Here is an 18699-nt window from a genome sequence, read left to right as displayed (position 1 = left end):
AACCACACCCTGATACGCCGCGGACGCGTACTCGAATACGTGGGAAAGGACACTTTCAGCGACATCACCGGCCTGCCGGACGACCTCGGAATCGGCGACGACCTCGCGCGGGCGGACCAGCGCGCGTCGATTCGCGTCGACACCCGACGGTACGGTAAGCCCGTGACGGTGGTCGACGGCCTCGACCTCCCGACCGACGAACTGGACGCCCTCGCGTCGACCCTGAAGCGACGGCTCGCGGTCGGCGGGACCGTGACCGACGACGGGCGCATCGAGCTACAGGGCGAACACGGCGAGCGCCTCGAAGCCGCGCTCCGCGACGAGGGCTTCGGCGTCGAGACCTGATTCCGAGCGTCGCCCGTCGAAGTCGCCACCACCTTACCTGACCTTACTGCACCTCACTGCACCTCACCTCGCGCCACCCCGGCCGCGTTTTTCTCGGGAAGCGACCGAGTGTCAACCCAGCAGGAAGACTGGTTCGGCAACAGACATGTAAACCAAGGAACTTATGTGGGGCTGGTCAGTCCGACTAGCCAATGGTGGCAACAAAACAACATTATCGTGTGAGGAGAAACGGATGAGTCCGCGGGAACCGAACGACGGCGTCGGCTCGGTTCTCTCGTGGCTCTTCGTCGCGGTCGTCGTGCTCTCTGCGGTCACGGTTCCGCTGGCGACGGGGCCGGCGAAGGCGGCCGAGGCGCACATCGGAATCTCCGACGTGGCGGTCGCGCCGGCGGAGCCGACGCCCGGCGAACAGACCGACCTCGAAGTGACGATTCGGAACGGCGAGAACAGCCCGAGCGTCGTCGACGTCACCGACGTCTACGTCCGCCGACAGGGAAGCCCCACCGACATCGCGCGCATCGAAGACGTGGGAACGATAACCATCGGGTCGAGCATCACCATCCCGGTCGCCGTCTCGTTCGACGAGCCCGGGTCGAAAAACCTCCGCGTCGTGCTCGTCGGCAGACAGAACGACGGCTCGCACGTCCGGGTTCGGTACCCGGTGACCGTCGACGTGAAGGAGGTCTCCCGCCCGCAGATCGAGCTCTCGACCGAGGAGGCCGTTCCCGGTGCCACTCGCTCCGTGAACGTCACCGTCTCGAACGGACTCACCGAGGACATTCGACAACTGCGGGTCGTCTCCTCGTCGTCGGAGGTGAACTTCAGCGTCACCGAGCGCGTGAATCCGCGGCTGGAGGCGGGCAACGCCACGACGTTCACCTTCCCCGCGCGGGTCGACGAGGCCGGGTCGTACCCGGTGAACGTGACGCTCCAGTACTCGAACCGCGGCGAGAAACACGAACTCACCCGCACGTATCTCCCCGCGTTTAGCTCTCCGACGAACCCCGGACAGGTCATCCTGACCGACGTGCAGGCGACGCAGGCCGGGGGCGCGCTCGAAATCTCGGCGACCGCCGGGAACGTCGGCTCTGACGCCGTCGAGGGAGTCGTCGTCTCCGTCGCGGACTCGTCGAGCGTCGAGCGAAGCAACTACTTCATCGGGAGCATCGACGGGAGCGACTTCTCGTCGTTCACCCTCCGAACCGCCGCACAGGGCAACGTCTCTTCGGTTCCCGTCGAGGTTCGGTACAGCGTCGGCGGCGTCGAGAAGTCGGTCACCACGTCGGTCAGCGTCGACCGTCAGATGATGCGTCGCCCCGTGCCGGACTCGGGGTCCGGCGGGTTCCCGCTCCTCCCGGTGGGCGGCGCCGCCGCGGTCCTCCTCGTGGGTGCGGTCGTCTATCGCTGGCGGAGCTGACGACAGATGACATGGGAAACCTCCGACTCCGAGGGGGCGAAGCCGACGGAGACCGCCCGCGGGGACCGACCGGGTGACGCCGCGGGCGGCGGCGACCTGATACTCCGCGGCGAAGACGTCACGAAGGAGTACCAGACGGGGACCCAGACCGTCCGGGCGCTGAAAGGCATCGATTTCGGCATCGCGCCGTCCGATTTCGTCGCCATCGTCGGCCCCTCGGGGAGCGGGAAGTCCACGCTCCTCAACCTGCTGGGCCTCCTCGACGTGCCGACCGACGGCGCGGTCAGCCTTCGGGGACAGGACGTGTCGACGTTCTCCGACGCGGACCGAACCCGAAAGCGGAAGCGCGCCATCGGCTTCGTGTTCCAGAGCTTCTACCTGATTCCGACGCTGACGGCGCTGGAGAACGTCGAGATGCCGCGGATGCTCGACAAGACCCCGGTGAAGACGCGCGAGCGAGCGAAAACACTGCTTCGGCGGGTCGGTCTCGGCGACCGGCTCGACCACTACCCCGACGAGCTGTCGGGGGGACAGAAACAGCGCGTCGCCATCGCGCGGTCGCTCATCAACGACCCCGCGCTCCTGTTGGCCGACGAGCCGACGGGGAACCTCGACCGCGACACCGGCGACGAAATTCTCGCCCTGTTCGACGAACTCCGAGCCGAGGAGGACGTGGCCATCGTCACGGTCACCCACGACGCCTACGTCGCCGAGGAGGCCGACCGCGTGGTGAACCTCGTCGACGGCGTCATCGAGGACGCGGGCGAGACGGCTGCTGACGGGGGGCACGGAGCGTGAGCGTCTCGAAGCGGCGGCCGCGAGCCGTTCTTGTTCGAGGTGCGTCCCCGTGAGTTGGCTCCGCCGGGTGACCGCCCGGTTCCCGACGGTCGTACTGGCCCGCCGGAACCTGTCGCGCGCCAGCGCGCGAACCACGCTGGCCGTCGTCGCCATCGTCATCGGCGTCGTCGCCATCGGGACCATCGGCGCGGGCGGCGAGGCGTTCAAACAGGACCAGATGGAGGCGTACGAGGGGTTCGGCGGGACCGCCACCGTCAGCCCCGTCTACTACCAGAACGACGACGGAGACATCGTCGGCGGCATCTCGGACAAGGACGTCAGTCGAATGCGACAGGTGACCTCGGGCGCGACGGTACACCCCGTCATCCAGCGCTGGGACACCGTCGTCCGCACGTCGTCGGGAGAGACCTCCCCCTCGGCGCAGGTGAAGGGACTGGCGGCCCTCGGGACGTTCTACGAGGCGCAATCGGGGTCGATACCCGATAGCTGGCGACAGCAGGTCGTCGTCGGCTCCCGGTTCGCCGACAACAACGACGTGGAGACGGGCGACCAGCTGACGGTGACGATAAACGGGAGCTTCGAGCGGACGTTCCGCGTCGCTGCGGTGCTCGAACCGCAGGGGTTCGCCGACCAGCTACAGGCCGACCGCTCGGTGTTCCTCCCGTTCGACCGCCTCAGCCAGCTCGAAGACTCCGAGTCGGAGTACGGTTCGGTCATCGTCAGAGTCGACCCGCAGACGGCGTCGATAGACGAGGCGGCCGAGAGCCTCGAAACGGAGTTCAACACCCGGCGGCGGACCATCGCCGTCTCGGAGGTCCAAGAACAGCGGGAGCGCTTCGGGCAGACGTTCGAGATGATAAACCAGTTCCTCATCGGCGTCGGCTCGATTTCGCTCCTCGTCGCCGCGGTCACCATCGCGAACACGATGTTGATGACGGCGATAGAGCGCGAGCGCGAAATCGGCGTCATGCGGGCGGTCGGCTATCCCAAGCGGGCGGTCGTGAGCCTGCTTCTCGCCGAGGCGACCATCCTCGGGCTCGTCGGTGCCGCAATCGGCGTCCCGCTCGCGCTCGGCATCGGGATGGGGCTCAACCAGTTCCTCGTCGGGGACCCGCTGGCGTTCACGGCCGCGGGGCTTCGATACGTCGGTCTCGGGGCGCTGTTCGGCGTCCTCACGTCGCTTTTCGCCGGCGTCTACCCCGCGTGGAAATCCGCGAACAAGCGGCCCGTGGAGGCGTTAGAATGACGCGAACGTGGGGCGAGAGACGATGAGCCTGCGCCACCGAATCGCCGGGCGGTTCCCGCGGCTCGTCATCGCCCGTCGGAACATCTCGCGGGCGAAGGTCCGGTCGATACTCGCGGCGGCCTCGATACTCATCGGCGTCGTCGCAATCGGCGCAATCGGCGCGGGCGGCGCGGCGTTCAAGCAGAGCCAACTGCAGAGCATCCAAGCCCAGGGCGCGACGAGCGTCTACGTCTCGCCGGGGGCCGACATGGAAGCGTCGCACTTCGACAGAGAGGACGTCAAAGCGATAGACGAGACGGTCGGGGCGGCCGCGGTCGTGGCGACGGAACCCGGCAGCATGGAGCTGATAACGAGCGACGGCACCCGCGACGGGGTGTCAGTCACCTACATCGACGACCCCAGACAGTTACACGAGGTCGAACGGGGCGGAATCCCCGACAACTGGCGGCAGAGCGTCGTCGTCTCCCACGAGTTCGCGGCCGACCGCGGCGTCGAACTCGGCGAGCGCCTCAAACTCGTCTCCGAGACGGAGACGGCGAGCGGAACCGTCGAGACCGAACACACCTACCGCGTCGTCGCGGTACTCGTCGAGAGCCAGTCGTTCGGAGGGGGCGGGCTGTTCCTCCCCATCGAGGAGACCGGGGACCGACAGTACAGCCGTGTCGAGGTGATGACGGAGTCGACGGACAGGGCCGAAGCCGTCGCCGAGGCGCTCCGGGACCGCTTCAACGACCGGAAAGACAGGCTGTTGGTGTTCGAACTCACCTCGCTCGTCCGCCTGCTCAAGACGCTCGTGAACGGTATCAACGCGTTCCTCGCGGGCCTCGGCTCCATCTCGCTTCTCGTCGCCGGCGTCTCGATTGCGAACACGATGCTGATGGCCGTCATCAAGCGCCGCGAGGAGATCGGCGTCCTGCGGGCGGTCGGCTACGGCAAGGTCGATATCGTCCGGATTCTCCTCGTCGAGGCGGTGCTTCTGGGCGCGCTCGGCTCGGCGGTCGGACTCGCCATCGCCGTTGTCGTGGCGATGGTGGCGAACGCGCTGTTCCTCGGCGACCCCTTCGCCTTCACGCAGTCGGCGCTCCTGTACTTGGCCGGGGCGGTCGGGTTCGGCATCCTGACCAGCCTGCTCGCCGGCGCGTACCCCGCATGGCGGGCGGCGAACGAGCGGCCTATCGACGCGCTCCGGGGCTGAGCGGTCGGAATCGTTTCCGGCCGCAGTGCCTCGAATCGACGGTGTTTGGCACATTCCAACCGAGGGCCCATTACCCTCGATACGGAATAGACCGATACTCAATGGACACGAAACACGTCGACTGGCGTTCGATGCGGGACGAGTCGGCACCGACGGCGGAGCCAGAGGCCCGACGGTCCGGCGACGAGCGCGACGAAGACGAGGCCGAGTCGTCCGAGGCGGCGGTCGCAGACCGGACCGACCTCGTCTACGACGAGCAACACGGCGAGTGGGTCGACCCCGAGACGGGCGAAATCCTCCGCGAGGACGAAATCGACCGCGGCCCGGAGTGGCGCGCGTTCGACGCCGCGGAGCGCGACCAGAAGTCCCGCGTCGGGTCGCCGACGACGAACATGATGCACGACAAGGGGCTGTCGACCAACATCGGCTGGCAGAACAAAGACGCCTACGGCAACTCCCTGTCGTCGGGACAGCGCCAGAAGATGCAGCGACTGCGCACGTGGAACGAGCGGTTCCGCACCCGAGATTCGAAGGAGCGCAATCTCAAGCAGGCGCTCGGTGAGGTCGAGCGGATGGGCTCGGCGCTCGGGCTTCCGGACACCGTCCGCGAGACCGCCTCGGTCATCTACCGCCGCGCGCTCGACGACGACCTGCTCCCCGGCCGCTCCATCGAGGGCGTCGCCACGGCCGCCATCTACGCCGCGGCCCGACAGGCCGGCGTTCCGCGCTCCCTCGACGAGGTCCGGCGCGTCTCCCGCGTCGACAAGATGGAGCTCACGCGGACGTACCGCTACGTCTCCCGCGAACTGGGCCTGGACATGAAGCCGGCGGACCCGGCGCAGTACCTCCCGCGGTTCGTCTCCGAACTCGACGTGACCGACGACGTGGAGCGCCGCGCTCGGTCGCTCCTCGACAACGCGAAGCGACAGGGCATCCACAGCGGCAAGAGCCCCGTCGGCCTCGCGGCGGCGGCCATCTACGCCGGCGGACTGCTCGCCGACGAGGAACTGACGCAGTCCGAGGTGAGCGACGTGACCGACATCAGCGAGGTGACCATCAGGAACCGCTACCGCGAGCTCCTCGAAGCGACCCAGAAGTCGGGCGAGATGACCGTGGGTTCGACCGCGTAACGCGGAGTTTCGGGCGCTAAAAGCCGCTTTTCTCTTCGATTCGATTCGGTCCGGTTCGTTTTCAGCCGGCGCGTTCGGACCGTTGGGGCTCGACCGCGAGGACGCGGTAACGTTCTCGGACCCGTCAGCGATTGCACGGACACGACGAGCGAGTCGCACCGCGACGTCCCGGCAGGGCGCAGCGGGCGCGGGCGGCGAACGCGCGTGCGACCTCACGGAAGGTTACGGCGTTCGACTCGGCGCGTCGCTCTCGGAAGTCGAAGTAGAGCGCCGTCGGCAGGAGAAACGAGGCGTATACGCCGCTGACGGCGATAGCAATCTGCACCGGGTGGTCGGCAGGGAGAATCACCCAGCCGACCGCGATGAGCGCCCACAGCGCGATTCCCTGTCGGACGGTCGAGCGCCATCGGTTCGCGGGCGTCGACTGCGCCCGCGCGTCTGGGCCGCCGTCAGCGTCGGCGTCGGCGTCGCCGCTCGCGCTCGATTCGAACGCCGGGCGGTCGGCTCGGGGGGACTCGGTTCGTGTGTCGTCACANCCCAGCCGACCGCGATGAGCGCCCACAGCGCGATTCCCTGTCGGACGGTCGAGCGCCATCGGTTCGCGGGCGTCGACTGCGCCCGCGCGTCTGGGCCGCCGTCAGCGTCGGCGTCGGCGTCGCCGCTCGATTCGAACGCCGGGCGGTCGGCTCGGGGGGACTCGGTTCGTGTGTCGTCACGTGGAGAAGAGGCGTGACGGAGCGTTCGTTCGGACATGTGGCGGTACCGACGGCTACGGCTCAGAACCTAATGGGAGCCCGGTTGGAATATGCCAACGTCGCGGGGCGAAAGCCGCGGTCGGTCTCGACGGGTCAGTTGGCGCCCGCGCCGTCGACCGGTTCCGCGAACGCGACGGTCTGTTTCACGTCGGTGATTTCGACCTCGACGCGGTCGCCGGGCTCCGTGCCGGGGACGATGATGACGAATCCGCGTTCGACCTTCGCGATGCCGTCGCCCTGGTCGCCGAGCGTGTCGATGATGACGGCTCGGACGTCGCCCTCCGCGACGGGCGGTTTTCGCGGCTGTGAACGCGCCTCGCGGGAATCCGACGCCGAGGCCTCCGGTTCCCGCTCGCCGTCCGAACTGATGCCGCGGCCGTCGGTCGTCTTCGCTGCCGTCGGTTCGGCCGAAACCTCGGCCGTCGACGCGGTGCCCGGACTCGTCAACAGCGCGACGCGGTACAGTTCCTCCGTCGAAATCGACCCGCTTTCGACGAGTTCGCTCGGAATCGACACCACGTAACGGTCGCCGTCTCGCTCGACCGAAGTCTCGAAAAGGAGCCGAAGAGAATCTGAGATATCAGTCACTTCCCCCTACTTCGCGTCAAACCAAATAAAAGGTGGTGAAAATACCGCACTCGTATCGGGCAACAGAGACCAGTGGAACCGACCGAGACCCGGCTTGTGACGGACCTCGGGCGCGCCCGAAGACACATGACAACGTGGTTTGAATTTCGAGTATGGCACGCGACACGCTCGTTTCGTGGCAGACGTTCGCGCTGTTCGTCCTGTTCCCGCCGGCCGCGCTCGTCGCCCTCGTGTTCTTTCCACTGACGCTGCTCGTCTTCGGGTGGCTGTACTACCGCGGCAAGCACGAGGCGATGCTGGCGTCCGACGACGAGCAGACGGCTATGGAGCCGAGCGACGCCGCTCCGTGAGCCGGCGCGCGAGCCCGCCAGTTCAGTCGGCGCACTCGTCGAGGTCGGCGAGGGCGTCGATTCCCTCGTGGGTCAGTTCGAGCGACTCCGTCGCCACGGCGGCCGCGTCGGCGACGAGGTGCGGCCCGGTCCACCTGACCGGCGTCGCCGCCCGGCAGACCCACCCGCGAACCGGCTCGCCGGTCGCATCGAGCAGGCAGATGCGAACGTCCTGCGGGGTCGTCTCGCCGTCGACCCAGGCTCGGAACCACGCCCACAGCGACCGGTCGTCGGTGACGCCTCGGCAGAGTTCGAGCGGCGGTGAACTGGTCGCTCGGTTCGGCGGCGACCGTGGCCGCGGTCGCGGAGTCGGTCGCTTCCGCGGGTGTCGGCCCCGGCGGTCGAGGCGGTCGGTCTCGGACGGCGGCGATTCGGACCGCGGCTCACCACTGGTCGGCTGCTCGACCGCCACCGAGAGCCCGCGCACCTCCGAGAACCCCAGTTTCGGGAGCGCGTCGCACCGAACCCGAAAGCGGTGTGCGCCGTAGGGGTTCGACTCGGCCGCGGTCACGTCTCGTCGGGCCCCTCGTCGCCGGCGCGGCTCGTCTTCAGTCGCGGTTCGTCGATTCCCTGCGGCAGTCCCTCGCCGACCGGGAAGTCGAGGTCCGGGAGCGACGGGGTCGAGCTGCCGTCGCTCTCGGTACCGCCGTCGCTCTCACTCTCTTCGTCCTCGTCGTCACCGGTTTCGACCGCGATGCGAGCGAACCCCTCGTGGACGACGACGAGGCGCTCGACGGCGACTTCGGAGGTCATCGCGTCCAACCGGGGCGCGTCGTACCGCGAGGGCCACGCCTCGCGGAAAACCCAGCGAGCGGCGGGGTTCCCGGTCGCGTCCAGCAGCACGACCGCGGCGTCGCGCCGGGCTTCGGCCATCTTGCCCTGCTCGACGAGCGTCCGCCACTCGGACAGTTCGAGCGACCGGTCGGTCACACCGACTTCGAGCACGAGCGGCCCGTACTCGTTCAGACCGGGGAGTTTCCGCGGCGTCGGCGGGTCCACCCCCTCGCGGTACTCGACGACCGCGGAGGTCGCCGACGGGAGGTCACAGCGGCTGAAGCCGGAGGTCACGAGTCCACCAATTTCGAGGATGAACCGTAGCTGTCGGTACGGGTCTGTCCGAGTGGCCATCGTCAGCGACCTCCGAGGAAAACGAGCGCCGACGACCGGGCCGCGGCGGTCCGCAAGGTATTGGCACGTGAGAACATAGCAATCGAGACTCGTGGGGGCGGCTAATGAACGTGTACCCTACGTGCGAAAACCCACGGGACAGCGCACAAGAGCCACTCAACGGGGACGAACGCTCCACGGGAGTTCGCCGCCGAGTGCCGACGGCCTACCGCGACACCGTCGTCTCGGCTCGGACATCGCGGGACGAGCGACCGACCTCCACGACGTACTCACCCGCATCGACGGTCCACCCTTCGGAGTCGTCGTATCTGCGGAACGCGTGCTCGGACAGCGAGAGTTCGACCGTCTCGGTCACGTCGGCGGCGAGTTCGACGGCCGCGTAGCCGGCGAGTTCTCGCGTCGGGCGCTCGACGCCCGCGACGGTCGGCGGCCGGACGTACGCCTGCACGACCTCTCTCCCGTCGCGGTCGGACGCGTTCGTCACCTCGACCGCGACCGCGTCGTCGCCGCGCACCTCCGCCTCGCCGTACTCGAAGGTCGCATACGAGAGCCCGTGGCCGAAGGGGTAGGTCGGCTCGCCGTCCGAGCCAGCGGCGTCGAAGTGCCGGTAGCCGACGAAGACGCCCTCGTCGTACCGCGCCTCGTCGTCGACGCCCGGGAATCGTTCCTCGGCGTTCGTGGGGTACGAGTCCTCGGGTGCGAACGTGACCGGGAGACGGCCCGAGGGGTCGGCGTCACCGTAGAGGACCGACGCAAGCGCGTCGCCGTCGGCCTGTCCGGGGTACCACGACTCGACGACGGCGTCGACCGAGTCGCGCCACGGCAGTTCGACCGGGCCGCCGGACTGGACGACGACGACGGTTCGGTCGGCGGCGTCGGCGACGGCCTCGACGAGTTCGTCCTGTCCGCCGGGGAGTCGGAGCGTCTCGCGGTCCGCGCCCTCCGTGGTCGCGTCCCTGACGACGACGACCGCGACGTCGGCCTCGCGGGCGCAGTCGGCCGCCGCGTCGATGTCGGGCGTCTTCCCGCCGGGGAAGTCGTCGGTGTCACCCGCGGCGTCCGCGCTCTCGTCGTCGAAGAACGAAGGCGTGACGACGCGTTCGACGCCGGGTTCGAACGCGACCGCGCCGTCGGTTCGGGCGCGGATTCCTTCGAGCGCCGAGACCTCGCGGGCGGGGGTGACTTCGGAGGAGCCGCCGCCGCCGAGCATCGCCTCCGCGACGCCGGGGCCGACGAGCGCGACGTCGGCGTCGTCAGAGAGCGGGAGCGCCCCGTCGTCGTTCTTCAGGAGGACGGTCCCGCGGGCGGCGAGCGTCTCGGCGAGGTCGCGGTGGTCGGGCGTGTCGAGCGCGCCGCCGTCGCCCCACTCGCCGTCGAAGAGGCCGATGCGGGCCATCTGCCCGAGGATTCTCGCGACCATGTCGTCGAGGCGGTCGGCCGGGACCGCGCCGGACTCGACCGCGGATTTCAGTTCGGTCGCGAACTTGGGCGTCGTGGTCTCGCCGGCCGGGATGCTCTCGTCGTCTCCCTCCTCAAGCATCTCGGTGTCGGGGTCGATCCCGAACGCCTCGTGGAGCGCTTCGAGCGAGATGCCCGGCATTTCGAGGTCGAGGCCGGCGGTGGCCGCGCCGACGGCGCTCGCGGTGCCGAACCAGTCGGAGACGACGTAGCCGTCGAAGCCCCACTCGTCTTTCAGTACCTCGGTGACGAGCCGCCGGTGGTCGCTCATGTGCGTCCCGTTGACGCGGTTGTACGCGGTCATGACCGAGCCCGCGCCCGCCTCGACGGCCGCCTCGAACCCGGGGAGATAGAGCTCTCGGAGCGCCCGCTCGCCGACCTCGGCGCTGACGACGAGTCGCTTCGTCTCCTGGTTGTTGGCGACGTAGTGCTTCGGCGTGGCGATGACGTCCTCCGACTGGAGTCCCTCCACGGCCGCGGCGGCGAAATCGGCCGTCACGACCGGGTCCTCGGAGTAGTACTCGAAGTTGCGCCCGCAGTTGGGGACGCGAACGAGGTTCAGTCCGGGGCCGAGAACCGCGTGCTGGCCGCTGGCTTTGGCCTCGCGGGCCATCGCGACGCCCTGTCGCCGCGCGAGTTCGGGGTCGAACGTCGACGCCACGGCGATGGAAGCCGGAAACGCGGTCGACGAGCGACCGGGGATGCGAATCCCGAGCGGCCCGTCGGCGAGGCGAAGTTCGGGGATGTCGAGTCGGGGGACGCCGGGGACGTAGCCCGTCGCCGTCCCCTCGGGGTCGACCGCACCGTAAACGAGCGAGCACTTCTCGTCGAGGGAGAGCGAGTCGACCACGTCGGCGACGTCGGTGTCCGAGAGAGCCATAGAACTAGTACGAGTTTCGTCAGTGGCTCGAATAGTGTTATGATGCCAGCGGGGCAGGCACCTCGTCGGGGAGCCGACGACCGGGGGGTGAATGTCGACGAGGCAACGGGTTTTTGAACTCGTCAACTTAGAAATAAGATATGGTTTACGAGACTGGGAACCCGACTGTCGACGACGCGGTGCGGCGAGTGCTCGGCGGCGAGGAACTCGACCGGACCGACGGGGTAGCGCTCATCGCGCAGCCGGTCGAGCCCCTCGCGGCGGGGGCCGACTACGTCCGTTCCGTCCGCTCCGACGGGACCGTCGACGCCTGCTCCATCGTCAACGCGAAGGCCGGCGACTGCGCCGAGGACTGCGGCTTCTGCGCGCAGTCGGCGCACTTCGACACCGGCGTCGAAACGCACGGCTTTCTCGGGCCGGAGGCGGTGTTGGACGCCGCGCGGCGGGCCGAACGCGACGGCGCACAGCGGTTCGGCATCGTCGTCGCCGAGAAGGGCGTCTCGAAGGAACGCCGGCCCGACGAGTGGGCGGAGGTGCTGGAGGCGATTCGACTCGTCCGCGACGAGACGAGCGTCGAAGTCGACGCCTCGCTCGGCCTGCTCACCGAGGAGGAAGCGCGAATCCTCGCCGACGAGGGCGTGAATCACTACAACCACAACATCGAAACCTCGCCGCGGTACTTCGACGAGGTGGTCGGGACCCACGACTTCGAGGACCGACTCGTGACGCTCCGCCGGGCCAAAGACGCGGGGATGGACCTCTGTGCCGGCGTCATCCTCGGGATGGGCGAGACGCCGGCCGACCGCGTCGACGCCGCTATCGAACTCCAGAAAGTCGGCGTCGAATCGCTCCCGGTGAACGTGCTCAATCCCGTCTCCGGGACGCCGCTCGGCGACGCCGACCACGCCGACATCACGACGACGGAACTCGTCAAGACCGTCGCGGTCTACCGACTGCTCCACCCCGACGCGCGCGTCCGCTTGACCGGCGGGCGAGAGGTCAACCTCGCGCCCGACGAGCAACACCTGCCGTTCGAGGCCGGGGCGGACGGCATCCTCACCGGCGACTACCTCACGACCGACGGGCAATCGCCGGCGGCCGACATCGAAGTGGTCGAGCGGGCGGGCCTCGAACCGAACCGCGCGGTCAACGACTTCGACCCGGAGACAGTCAAGCGCCGGGAGTCGGGAGACGACTGAGGGGGCGGACGAACCGCCGAATCGCCAAACTGCCGGGCTGCCAAACGTCCAGACCACCAGTCCGAGACGCGTCGCTCACCCGAGGGCGCTGTGCCGAGACATGAGCGAGATGACCTGCCGGTGGAGGTCCTGATTGGACGCGACGACGGTGTCGCCGGTCACGTCGTCTATCGCTTCGACGTGCGTCACCTCGCCGCCGGCCTCGCGGACGAGGAGCGGGCCGGTCCGCGTGTCCCACATATCGAGGTTCTGCTCGAAGTACACGTCGAAGCGGCCGGCGGCGACGAGCGCCAACTCCGCGGCGGCCGACCCCATCCGGCGAACGCCCTGCGTCGACTCGCAGAGCGCTTCGAGATACGCGCCGTCGCCGTTCGCTCGGGCCAGCGAGTCGAATCCGGTCACGACGAGCGCGTCCGACAGCTCCGCGGCGTTCGAGACCGAGAGTTCCCGTCCGTTGACGAACGCGCCTTCGCCCTCGACCGCGACGTACAGCTGGTCCGCCGGGACGTAGTTGACGACGCCGACGTCGGGCCGTGTCGCACCCTCGTACATGACGGAGACGGAGAAGTGCGGCACGCCGTTGTGGAAATTGACCGTCCCGTCGAGCGGGTCGATGACCCAACGCGGCTTCGGGCGGAACTCCGGAGAGCACTCCTCGGAGACGACGTTGTCGTCCGGAAACGCGGTTGATATCACTTCGATGATGCGCTCTTCGGCGGCCTCGTCCGCCGGGGGGCCGCGGGACCGCTCGCGTGAACCCGACTCGAATCGGGCCCGTAGCTCGTCGCCGGCGACCTCAGCCGCCCGAATCGCGGTCCACAGGTAGCGGTCGTCACCCATACACCGGTTTGGTCGGGGCTCGTATATTGTGGCTGCTATGTTGTCTCAATAGTGATCTGTTCAGTACGGGGATATCATAGCATGGTTGATAAGTAACTGTCGGCGACGTGTCGTATGCTCACTATCGGGCATCGAGGCTGTGCGGGCCAGTATCCAGAGAACACAATTCCCGCGGTCAAGCAGTCCGCACCCCACGTCGACCTCGTCGAGGTGGACGTGATGCGCTGTGGCTCGGGGGAGCTGGTGGCGTTTCACGACGACGACCTGTCGCGGCTGACGACGGTCGCGGGGAAACTCGCCGAAACCGCCGTCGACGACCTCACGGCGCTTCGAGTCGGCGGGTCGGAAGCGACGATTCCGCGCTTCGAGCGGGTGGTCGACGAGTGGCCCGCGGGCACCGGCATGAACCTCGATACCCGCGACCCGGGGCTCGTCGAAGACGCCTTAGCGGCCGTCGAGCGACTCGACGAGCGGGTCGTCTTTTCGTCCCCGTCGCGCGAAGCGGTCGGCGTCGCCCTGGGGACGCCGTCAGCGGCTGATATCGGCTACTCGTTCCACGACGACGTTTCCGCGGAGTTGGCGTGGGCGACCGAGCGGGGCTGCGAGTTCGTTCACGTCGAACACGAGCTCTGCACCTCGTCGGACCTCGTCGAGCGCGCGCACGACGCCGGGCTGCTCGTCGACGCGTGGACCGTCGACGACGAACCGACTGCGACGACCCTCCGGTCGGTCGGCGTCGACGCCCTCACCGTCGACCGATGGGACGTCGTCACCACGGAGCCGCGTCCGTGATTCCGACTCGACGCTCGGTGCCGCCGAGATTTTTATACCCCAATCAGAGCGGTACGAGCCACACCAGAGAACAACATATGTCTAATTATTTGGGATATAATGGTAAAATTTAAATTATGTGTTCGGATATGTTCCGGTACATGCCTGGAAATGGCCCTGACGGCGGGCGAGCCGAAATGACGAACCGAGCTATCGGACGCACAACCAGTCGGCGCGGATTCCTCGCAACGGCGGGGGCCGTCGGCGTCGCGGGACTCGCGGGCTGTTCCGGCGGAGGCGACTCACCCACCCAGACCGGGGGCGGGAGCGCCGAACAGTCGGGAACGACGGCCGGCTCGTCCGGCGCACAAGACGTGAGCGTCTCGTTCTGGCATATCTTCGGGGGTGAACTCGGCCAGACGCTGGAAGACATGGCCAGCGAGTTCTCACAACAGCACGACGGAATCACCATCGAGGCGGTCAACAACGGCGGTTACCGACAGAACCTCAATCAGTCGCTGCAAGCGTCGCGGGCCGGCGACCCGCCGGGAATCGTCCAGATATTCGAGGTCGGGACGCGACTCGCGCTCGACAGCGGTTCGTTCACGCCGGTCGAGGAGATTCTCCCGGAAGACAAAATCGACCTCGACGACTTCCTGCCGTCGGTCTTGAACTACTACCGCATGGACGGGACGCTGAACTCGATGCCGTTCAACTCCTCGAACACCATCATGCTGTACAACAAGAGCGCGTTCGAGGCGGCCGGACTCGACCCCGAAAGCCCGCCGCGGAGCCTCGCGGAAGTCCGGCAGGCCGCACAGACCATCGTCGACCAGACCGCCATGGAAAGCGGAATCAGCTGGCCGAACCACACGTGGATGCAGATCGAACAGCAGTTCGCGAAGCAGGACCAGGTGCTCGTGAACCAGGAAAACGGCCGCGCCGGTCGCCCCGACCAGACGTTCTTCAACTCCGAGGCGGGGCGTAGCGTCTACTCCTGGTGGAAGCAGATGGCCCAAGACGGGCTCTATCTCAACCCCGGTATCGAGGCGTGGGGAGAGGCGCGGCAGGCGTTTCTCACCCAGAAGGTGCCGATGCTGTGGGACTCCACGTCGAACATCGTCTCGATGCAGTCCGGGGCGAAGGAGAACGGCTTCGAACTCGGTTCCGGCTACCTTCCGACCCCCGACGGCGCGAACACCGGCGTCGTCATCGGCGGGGGGTCGCTGTGGGTTCCCGACGCCCTCGCCGACGAGAAGAAGCAGGCCGCGGGCGAGTTCATCGCCTACGTCACGCAGACCGAACAACAGGCGCGCTGGCACCGCAACAGCGGCTATTTCCCGGTTCGGCAGAGCGCCATCGACCAGCTCACGAACGACGGCTGGTTCGAGAACAACCCCAACTTCAGCACGGCGTTCGACCAGCTTCAGGACACCGAGGATACGCCCGCGACGCGCGGCGCGGTGATGGGCGTCTTCCCCAAGACCCGGTCCATCAACGAGGAGATATCGGTCAGCATCATCAACGACCAACTCGGCGTCGAGGAGGGGCTGTCGCGGATGGACACGCAGGTCGGCGAGGCGCTCGCCGGCTACAACGGCAACTACGACGGGAGCGAGTAGGCTCCCCCGACACGTTATTTACATGTCTACTGCCACAAAACCGTACGATTCGACGCTTCAGGCGGCGCTGTTGTTACTCCCGACGGCGGCGGTCCTCGTCGCGTTCCTGTACTACCCCGCGCTCGAGACGTTCCGGCTCAGCCTCTACGAGACGCTGTTTCTCGGACAGCGACAGACGTGGACCGGGCTCGGGAACTTCGTCAGCCTGCTCACCTCGGACGTCTACCGGTACAGCTTCCTCATCACGGTCGCGTTCGCGGCGGTCGTCGTCTTCGGAACGCTCGGCGTCTCGCTGCTGATAGGCTACCTGATATTCTCCGTCGACGTCCGGTCGTCCGTGTATCTCGTCGCCGCGATTTGGCCGTACGCGCTCCCGCCGGCGGTCGCCGCGATTCTCCTGAACTTCATCCTGCACCCGAACCTCGGCATCTTCACCCACTACCTCGAACTTCTGACGCCCTTTACGCTGGACTGGTTCAACGACGGCCCGCAGGCGTTTGCGATACTCGCGGTCGTCGCGGTCTGGAAGCAGCTCGGCTACAACATCATCTTCATCGTCGCCGCGCTGAACAACATCCCCGAGATACTGACTGAGAACGCCCGTATCGACGGTGTCGGTCGGTTCAGGATGCTGTACAAGGTGTACGTGCCGATGATCGCACCGACCATGACGTTCCTCGTCATCATGAACACGATATACGCGTTCTTCTCGACGTTCCCGCTCGTGGACCTGATGACGAGCGGCGGTCCCAGCGACGCCACGAACTTCCTGATATTCAAGCTCTACCGCGACGCCTTCCAGTTCAACAGCCTCGGGCTGGCGTCCGCGCAGTCCGTGATTCTGTTCGTCGTCGTGTCGATTCTGATGTACCTCCAGCTTCGGTTCGCGTCGGGGTACGGGCGGTACGGAGGATAACGAGATGGCAACAGAAACAGACACCACGAACATCGACGCGAGACGGCTCGTCCACCGACTACCCGACGACGTGCTGCTGCACGGCGGCATCGTCTTCTCGATTCTCCTGATGGCGTCGCCGCTGTTGCTCGCGGTTATCATGAGCACGCAGTCGACGACGGAGGTGTATCAGGTGACGAACCTCGGCCTCGGGTCGAAGGGGCTTTCGAACTACTCGGACGCGCTCGTGAACTACGACTTCAGCACGTACATGCTGAACTCGTTCGTGATGAGCGTCATCGTCGTCGTCGGCAAGGTCACGCTCTCGTTGTTCGCGGCGCTCGCGCTCGTCTACTACCGCTTCCCGTACGAGCGGGCGGTGTTCATGTTCATCCTGCTGACGCTGTTGTTGCCGGTGCCGGTTCGAATCGTCCCGCTGTTCCAGTTGATGGCCGACCTCGGCTGGACGAACTCTCTCCTGGCGTTGACCGGGCCGTACGTCGCGAGCGCGACGGCCGTCTTCCTCTTTCGCCAGCAGTTCATGGGAATCTCGGCCTCGCTCGTCGAGGTCGCACGCCTCGACGGCGTCGGGCCGCTCACCTTCCTGTTCAGGGTGCTCATCCCGATGTCGAGGGGGATGATAGCCGGGGTGTGCGTTATCACGTTCATCTACACGTGGAACCAGTTCCTCTGGCCGCTGGTCGTCGTGACCGACAAGAGCAGTCAGGTCGTCCAGGTCGGGATTCGGTACCTCCAGGGTTCCGCGCAGGCGGGGCTGACGCAGTGGGGGCTCATCATGGCTGGCGCGGTCCTCGCGTTGCTCCCGCCGCTCGTCGTGCTCATCGTGCTTCACCGGCCGCTCCTGCGGACACTCACCATCCAACAGAAATAGCGAACTCACCATGTCAGACATCACGATTCAGAACCTGCGGAAGACGTACGACGACGTGCGCGCCGTGAAGGGTATCGACCTCGAAATAGACGACGGCGAGTTCCTCGTCGTCGTCGGCCCCTCGGGGTGCGGGAAATCGACGACGCTCCGGATGCTCGCCGGCCTCGAATCGGTGACGGACGGCTCTATCGCCATCGGCGACCGCGTCGTCAACGAGGTACCGCCGAAGGACCGAAGCATCGCAATGGTGTTTCAGAACTACGCGCTGTACCCCCATATGACGGCGGCCGAGAACATGAAGTTCGGCATGAAGTCTGCGAGCGAGTTCTCCGGCGACGAAATCGAGCGACGCGTCGAAGAGGCCACCGAGACGCTCGACATCGCGCATCTCCGCGACCGGAAACCGAAGGAACTCTCGGGCGGGGAGCGACAGCGAGTCGCTATCGGCCGCGCGCTCGTCCGCGAACCGGACGTGTTCCTGATGGACGAGCCGCTTTCGAACCTCGACGCGAAACTGCGGGTCCAGATGCGCGCCGAGTTGCTCAAGCTCCACCGCGACCTCGAAACGACGACCGTCTACGTCACCCACGACCAGACGGAGGCGATGACGCTCGGCGACAGGGTCGCCGTGCTCGAAGACGGGAGGCTCCAGCAGGTCGCTGCCCCCCAGGAGCTGTACGACTACCCGTCGAACCAGTTCGTCGCGGGGTTCGTCGGCGAGCCCGCGATGAACTTTATCCCCGCGTCGGTCCGACAGCGAGGAGATGAACACGTCGCAACGGCACCGGGGCTTTCGCTCACACTTCCCGCCGGCTCCGGACTCGACGGCATCGACGACGACGGACTCACGCTCGGGGTCAGGCCCGAAGACGTGTCCCTCGTCTCGAACCGTGCCGCGGCGTCAGAGTCGTTCACCGCCGAGGTGACGGTCACCGAACCGCTCGGAGAGCTACTGCTTTTGCACTGTCGCCTCGGCGACGAGGAGATTCGAGTCAAGGTCGAGCCGCGGAGCCGAATTGCGGCCGGCGACATCGTCGAACTCGCCGTCGATACGGACCGACTCCACCTGTTCGATTCGGACGGAGACGCCGTGTACCACTCGTCAGTACCCGAGCAGGTGACTGAGAGCGCCCTAGCTGATTGACGAGGGC

At 67.0% G+C, this 18699-nt stretch carries 18 protein-coding genes; 13 read left to right on the top strand and 5 right to left on the bottom strand.

Going from position 1 to position 18699, the window contains the following annotated elements; genetic code table 11:
• The first annotated feature begins 39 nt into the window (after positions 1-39).
• The 6 genes from C454_RS00895 to C454_RS00870 all read left to right on the top strand — a co-directional run bounded on the left by C454_RS00895 (position 40) and on the right by C454_RS00870 (position 6131).
• Positions 40-345 carry an SUI1 family translation initiation factor gene (locus C454_RS00895; protein ID WP_004971609.1) on the top strand — a complete coding sequence of 102 codons (306 nt, stop codon included), beginning with the start codon at positions 40-42 and terminating at the stop codon, positions 343-345.
• Positions 346-577: 232 nt separating this feature from the next.
• Positions 578-1762 carry a COG1361 family protein gene (locus C454_RS00890; RefSeq protein ID WP_004971607.1) on the top strand — a complete coding sequence of 395 codons (1185 nt, stop codon included), beginning with the start codon at positions 578-580 and terminating at the stop codon, positions 1760-1762.
• 6 nt (positions 1763-1768) lie between these two features.
• Positions 1769-2560 carry an ABC transporter ATP-binding protein gene (locus C454_RS00885; protein WP_004971605.1) on the top strand — a complete coding sequence of 264 codons (792 nt, stop codon included), beginning with the start codon at positions 1769-1771 and terminating at the stop codon, positions 2558-2560.
• 49 nt (positions 2561-2609) lie between these two features.
• A complete protein-coding gene (locus tag C454_RS00880; RefSeq protein WP_004971603.1) occupies positions 2610-3806 on the top strand; it encodes an ABC transporter permease in 1197 nt (398 codons plus the stop codon).
• A gap of 22 nt (positions 3807-3828) precedes the next feature.
• Positions 3829-5001, top strand: coding sequence for an ABC transporter permease (locus C454_RS00875; protein WP_004971600.1), 1173 nt, complete (start codon positions 3829-3831; stop codon positions 4999-5001).
• A 101-nt stretch (positions 5002-5102) separates the two neighbouring features.
• The gene (locus tag C454_RS00870) at positions 5103-6131 is read left to right on the top strand and encodes a transcription initiation factor IIB (RefSeq protein WP_004971598.1); all 1029 of its coding nucleotides are present in this window, start codon (positions 5103-5105) and stop codon (positions 6129-6131) included.
• An 848-nt stretch (positions 6132-6979) separates the two neighbouring features.
• Here the strand turns inward: C454_RS00870 and C454_RS00860 are convergent.
• Positions 6980-7474: a TRAM domain-containing protein gene (locus C454_RS00860; protein WP_004971593.1), complete on the bottom strand. Its 495-nt coding sequence runs from the start codon at positions 7472-7474 to the stop codon at positions 6980-6982.
• A gap of 152 nt (positions 7475-7626) precedes the next feature.
• On the opposite strand from C454_RS00860, the gene C454_RS00855 reads away from it, so the two are divergent.
• Positions 7627-7824, top strand: coding sequence for a hypothetical protein (locus C454_RS00855; protein ID WP_004971590.1), 198 nt, complete (start codon positions 7627-7629; stop codon positions 7822-7824).
• 22 nt (positions 7825-7846) lie between these two features.
• On the opposite strand, the gene C454_RS00850 is transcribed toward C454_RS00855, so the two are convergent.
• The 3 genes from C454_RS00850 to C454_RS00840 all read right to left on the bottom strand — a co-directional run bounded on the left by C454_RS00850 (position 7847) and on the right by C454_RS00840 (position 11329).
• Entirely contained in the window at positions 7847-8374 is a 528-nt protein-coding gene (locus C454_RS00850) for a phage tail protein (protein ID WP_004971588.1), read from the bottom strand.
• The gene (locus C454_RS00845; RefSeq protein WP_004971587.1) at positions 8371-8991 is read right to left on the bottom strand and encodes a phage tail protein; all 621 of its coding nucleotides are present in this window, start codon (positions 8989-8991) and stop codon (positions 8371-8373) included. The genes C454_RS00850 and C454_RS00845 overlap by 4 nt, the downstream gene beginning before the upstream one ends.
• A 205-nt stretch (positions 8992-9196) precedes the next feature.
• Positions 9197-11329, bottom strand: a complete 2133-nt coding sequence (locus tag C454_RS00840; protein ID WP_004971585.1) for a beta-glucosidase family protein — start codon at positions 11327-11329, stop codon at positions 9197-9199.
• A gap of 140 nt (positions 11330-11469) precedes the next feature.
• On the opposite strand from C454_RS00840, the gene bioB reads away from it, so the two are divergent.
• The gene (bioB, locus tag C454_RS00835; RefSeq protein WP_004971583.1) at positions 11470-12528 is read left to right on the top strand and encodes a biotin synthase BioB; all 1059 of its coding nucleotides are present in this window, start codon (positions 11470-11472) and stop codon (positions 12526-12528) included.
• A 75-nt stretch (positions 12529-12603) separates the two neighbouring features.
• Here bioB and C454_RS00830 read toward each other — a convergent pair whose 3' ends face one another.
• On the bottom strand, positions 12604-13368 hold the full coding sequence (locus C454_RS00830) for an inositol monophosphatase family protein (protein ID WP_004971582.1): 765 nt from the start codon (positions 13366-13368) through the stop codon (positions 12604-12606).
• 114 nt (positions 13369-13482) lie between these two features.
• Between C454_RS00830 and C454_RS00825 the strand changes: the two genes are divergently transcribed.
• The 5 genes from C454_RS00825 (at position 13483) to C454_RS00805 (ending at position 18692) form a co-directional block, all read left to right on the top strand.
• Positions 13483-14160 carry a glycerophosphodiester phosphodiesterase gene (locus tag C454_RS00825; RefSeq protein ID WP_004971579.1) on the top strand — a complete coding sequence of 226 codons (678 nt, stop codon included), beginning with the start codon at positions 13483-13485 and terminating at the stop codon, positions 14158-14160.
• Positions 14161-14336: 176 nt separating this feature from the next.
• Positions 14337-15761 carry an ABC transporter substrate-binding protein gene (locus C454_RS00820; RefSeq protein ID WP_004971577.1) on the top strand — a complete coding sequence of 475 codons (1425 nt, stop codon included), beginning with the start codon at positions 14337-14339 and terminating at the stop codon, positions 15759-15761.
• Between the two features lie 22 nt (positions 15762-15783).
• Complete coding sequence (locus C454_RS00815) at positions 15784-16677, top strand: carbohydrate ABC transporter permease (RefSeq protein ID WP_049904871.1); 894 nt, start codon at positions 15784-15786, stop codon at positions 16675-16677.
• A gap of 4 nt (positions 16678-16681) precedes the next feature.
• Positions 16682-17548: a carbohydrate ABC transporter permease gene (locus tag C454_RS00810; protein ID WP_004971572.1), complete on the top strand. Its 867-nt coding sequence runs from the start codon at positions 16682-16684 to the stop codon at positions 17546-17548.
• 10 nt (positions 17549-17558) lie between these two features.
• Complete coding sequence (locus tag C454_RS00805) at positions 17559-18692, top strand: ABC transporter ATP-binding protein (protein WP_004971570.1); 1134 nt, start codon at positions 17559-17561, stop codon at positions 18690-18692.
• Positions 18693-18699: the final 7 nt, after the last annotated feature.

This window comes from Haloferax gibbonsii ATCC 33959, assembly GCF_000336775.1.
GTDB lineage: Archaea > Halobacteriota > Halobacteria > Halobacteriales > Haloferacaceae > Haloferax > Haloferax gibbonsii.
The sequence above is the reverse complement of the archived record's forward strand: the minus strand, read 5'-3'. Positions and strand labels throughout refer to the sequence as shown.

Bases quoted from the DNA above. Each gene is read 5' to 3' on its own strand.
- C454_RS00805 (WP_004971570.1), top strand. From the start codon at position 17,559: ATGTCAGACATCACGATTCAGAACCTGCGGAAGACGTACGACGACGTG.
- C454_RS00845 (WP_004971587.1), bottom strand. From the start codon at position 8,991: ATGGCCACTCGGACAGACCCGTACCGACAGCTACGGTTCATCCTCGAA.
- C454_RS00820 (WP_004971577.1), top strand. From the start codon at position 14,337: ATGACGAACCGAGCTATCGGACGCACAACCAGTCGGCGCGGATTCCTC.
- C454_RS00810 (WP_004971572.1), top strand. From the start codon at position 16,682: ATGGCAACAGAAACAGACACCACGAACATCGACGCGAGACGGCTCGTC.
- bioB (WP_004971583.1), top strand. From the start codon at position 11,470: ATGGTTTACGAGACTGGGAACCCGACTGTCGACGACGCGGTGCGGCGA.
- C454_RS00825 (WP_004971579.1), top strand. From the start codon at position 13,483: ATGCTCACTATCGGGCATCGAGGCTGTGCGGGCCAGTATCCAGAGAAC.
- C454_RS00830 (WP_004971582.1), bottom strand. From the start codon at position 13,368: ATGGGTGACGACCGCTACCTGTGGACCGCGATTCGGGCGGCTGAGGTC.
- C454_RS00870 (WP_004971598.1), top strand. From the start codon at position 5,103: ATGGACACGAAACACGTCGACTGGCGTTCGATGCGGGACGAGTCGGCA.
- C454_RS00875 (WP_004971600.1), top strand. From the start codon at position 3,829: ATGAGCCTGCGCCACCGAATCGCCGGGCGGTTCCCGCGGCTCGTCATC.
- C454_RS00885 (WP_004971605.1), top strand. From the start codon at position 1,769: ATGACATGGGAAACCTCCGACTCCGAGGGGGCGAAGCCGACGGAGACC.
- C454_RS00855 (WP_004971590.1), top strand. From the start codon at position 7,627: ATGGCACGCGACACGCTCGTTTCGTGGCAGACGTTCGCGCTGTTCGTC.
- C454_RS00890 (WP_004971607.1), top strand. From the start codon at position 578: ATGAGTCCGCGGGAACCGAACGACGGCGTCGGCTCGGTTCTCTCGTGG.
- C454_RS00815 (WP_049904871.1), top strand. From the start codon at position 15,784: ATGTCTACTGCCACAAAACCGTACGATTCGACGCTTCAGGCGGCGCTG.
- C454_RS00840 (WP_004971585.1), bottom strand. From the start codon at position 11,329: ATGGCTCTCTCGGACACCGACGTCGCCGACGTGGTCGACTCGCTCTCC.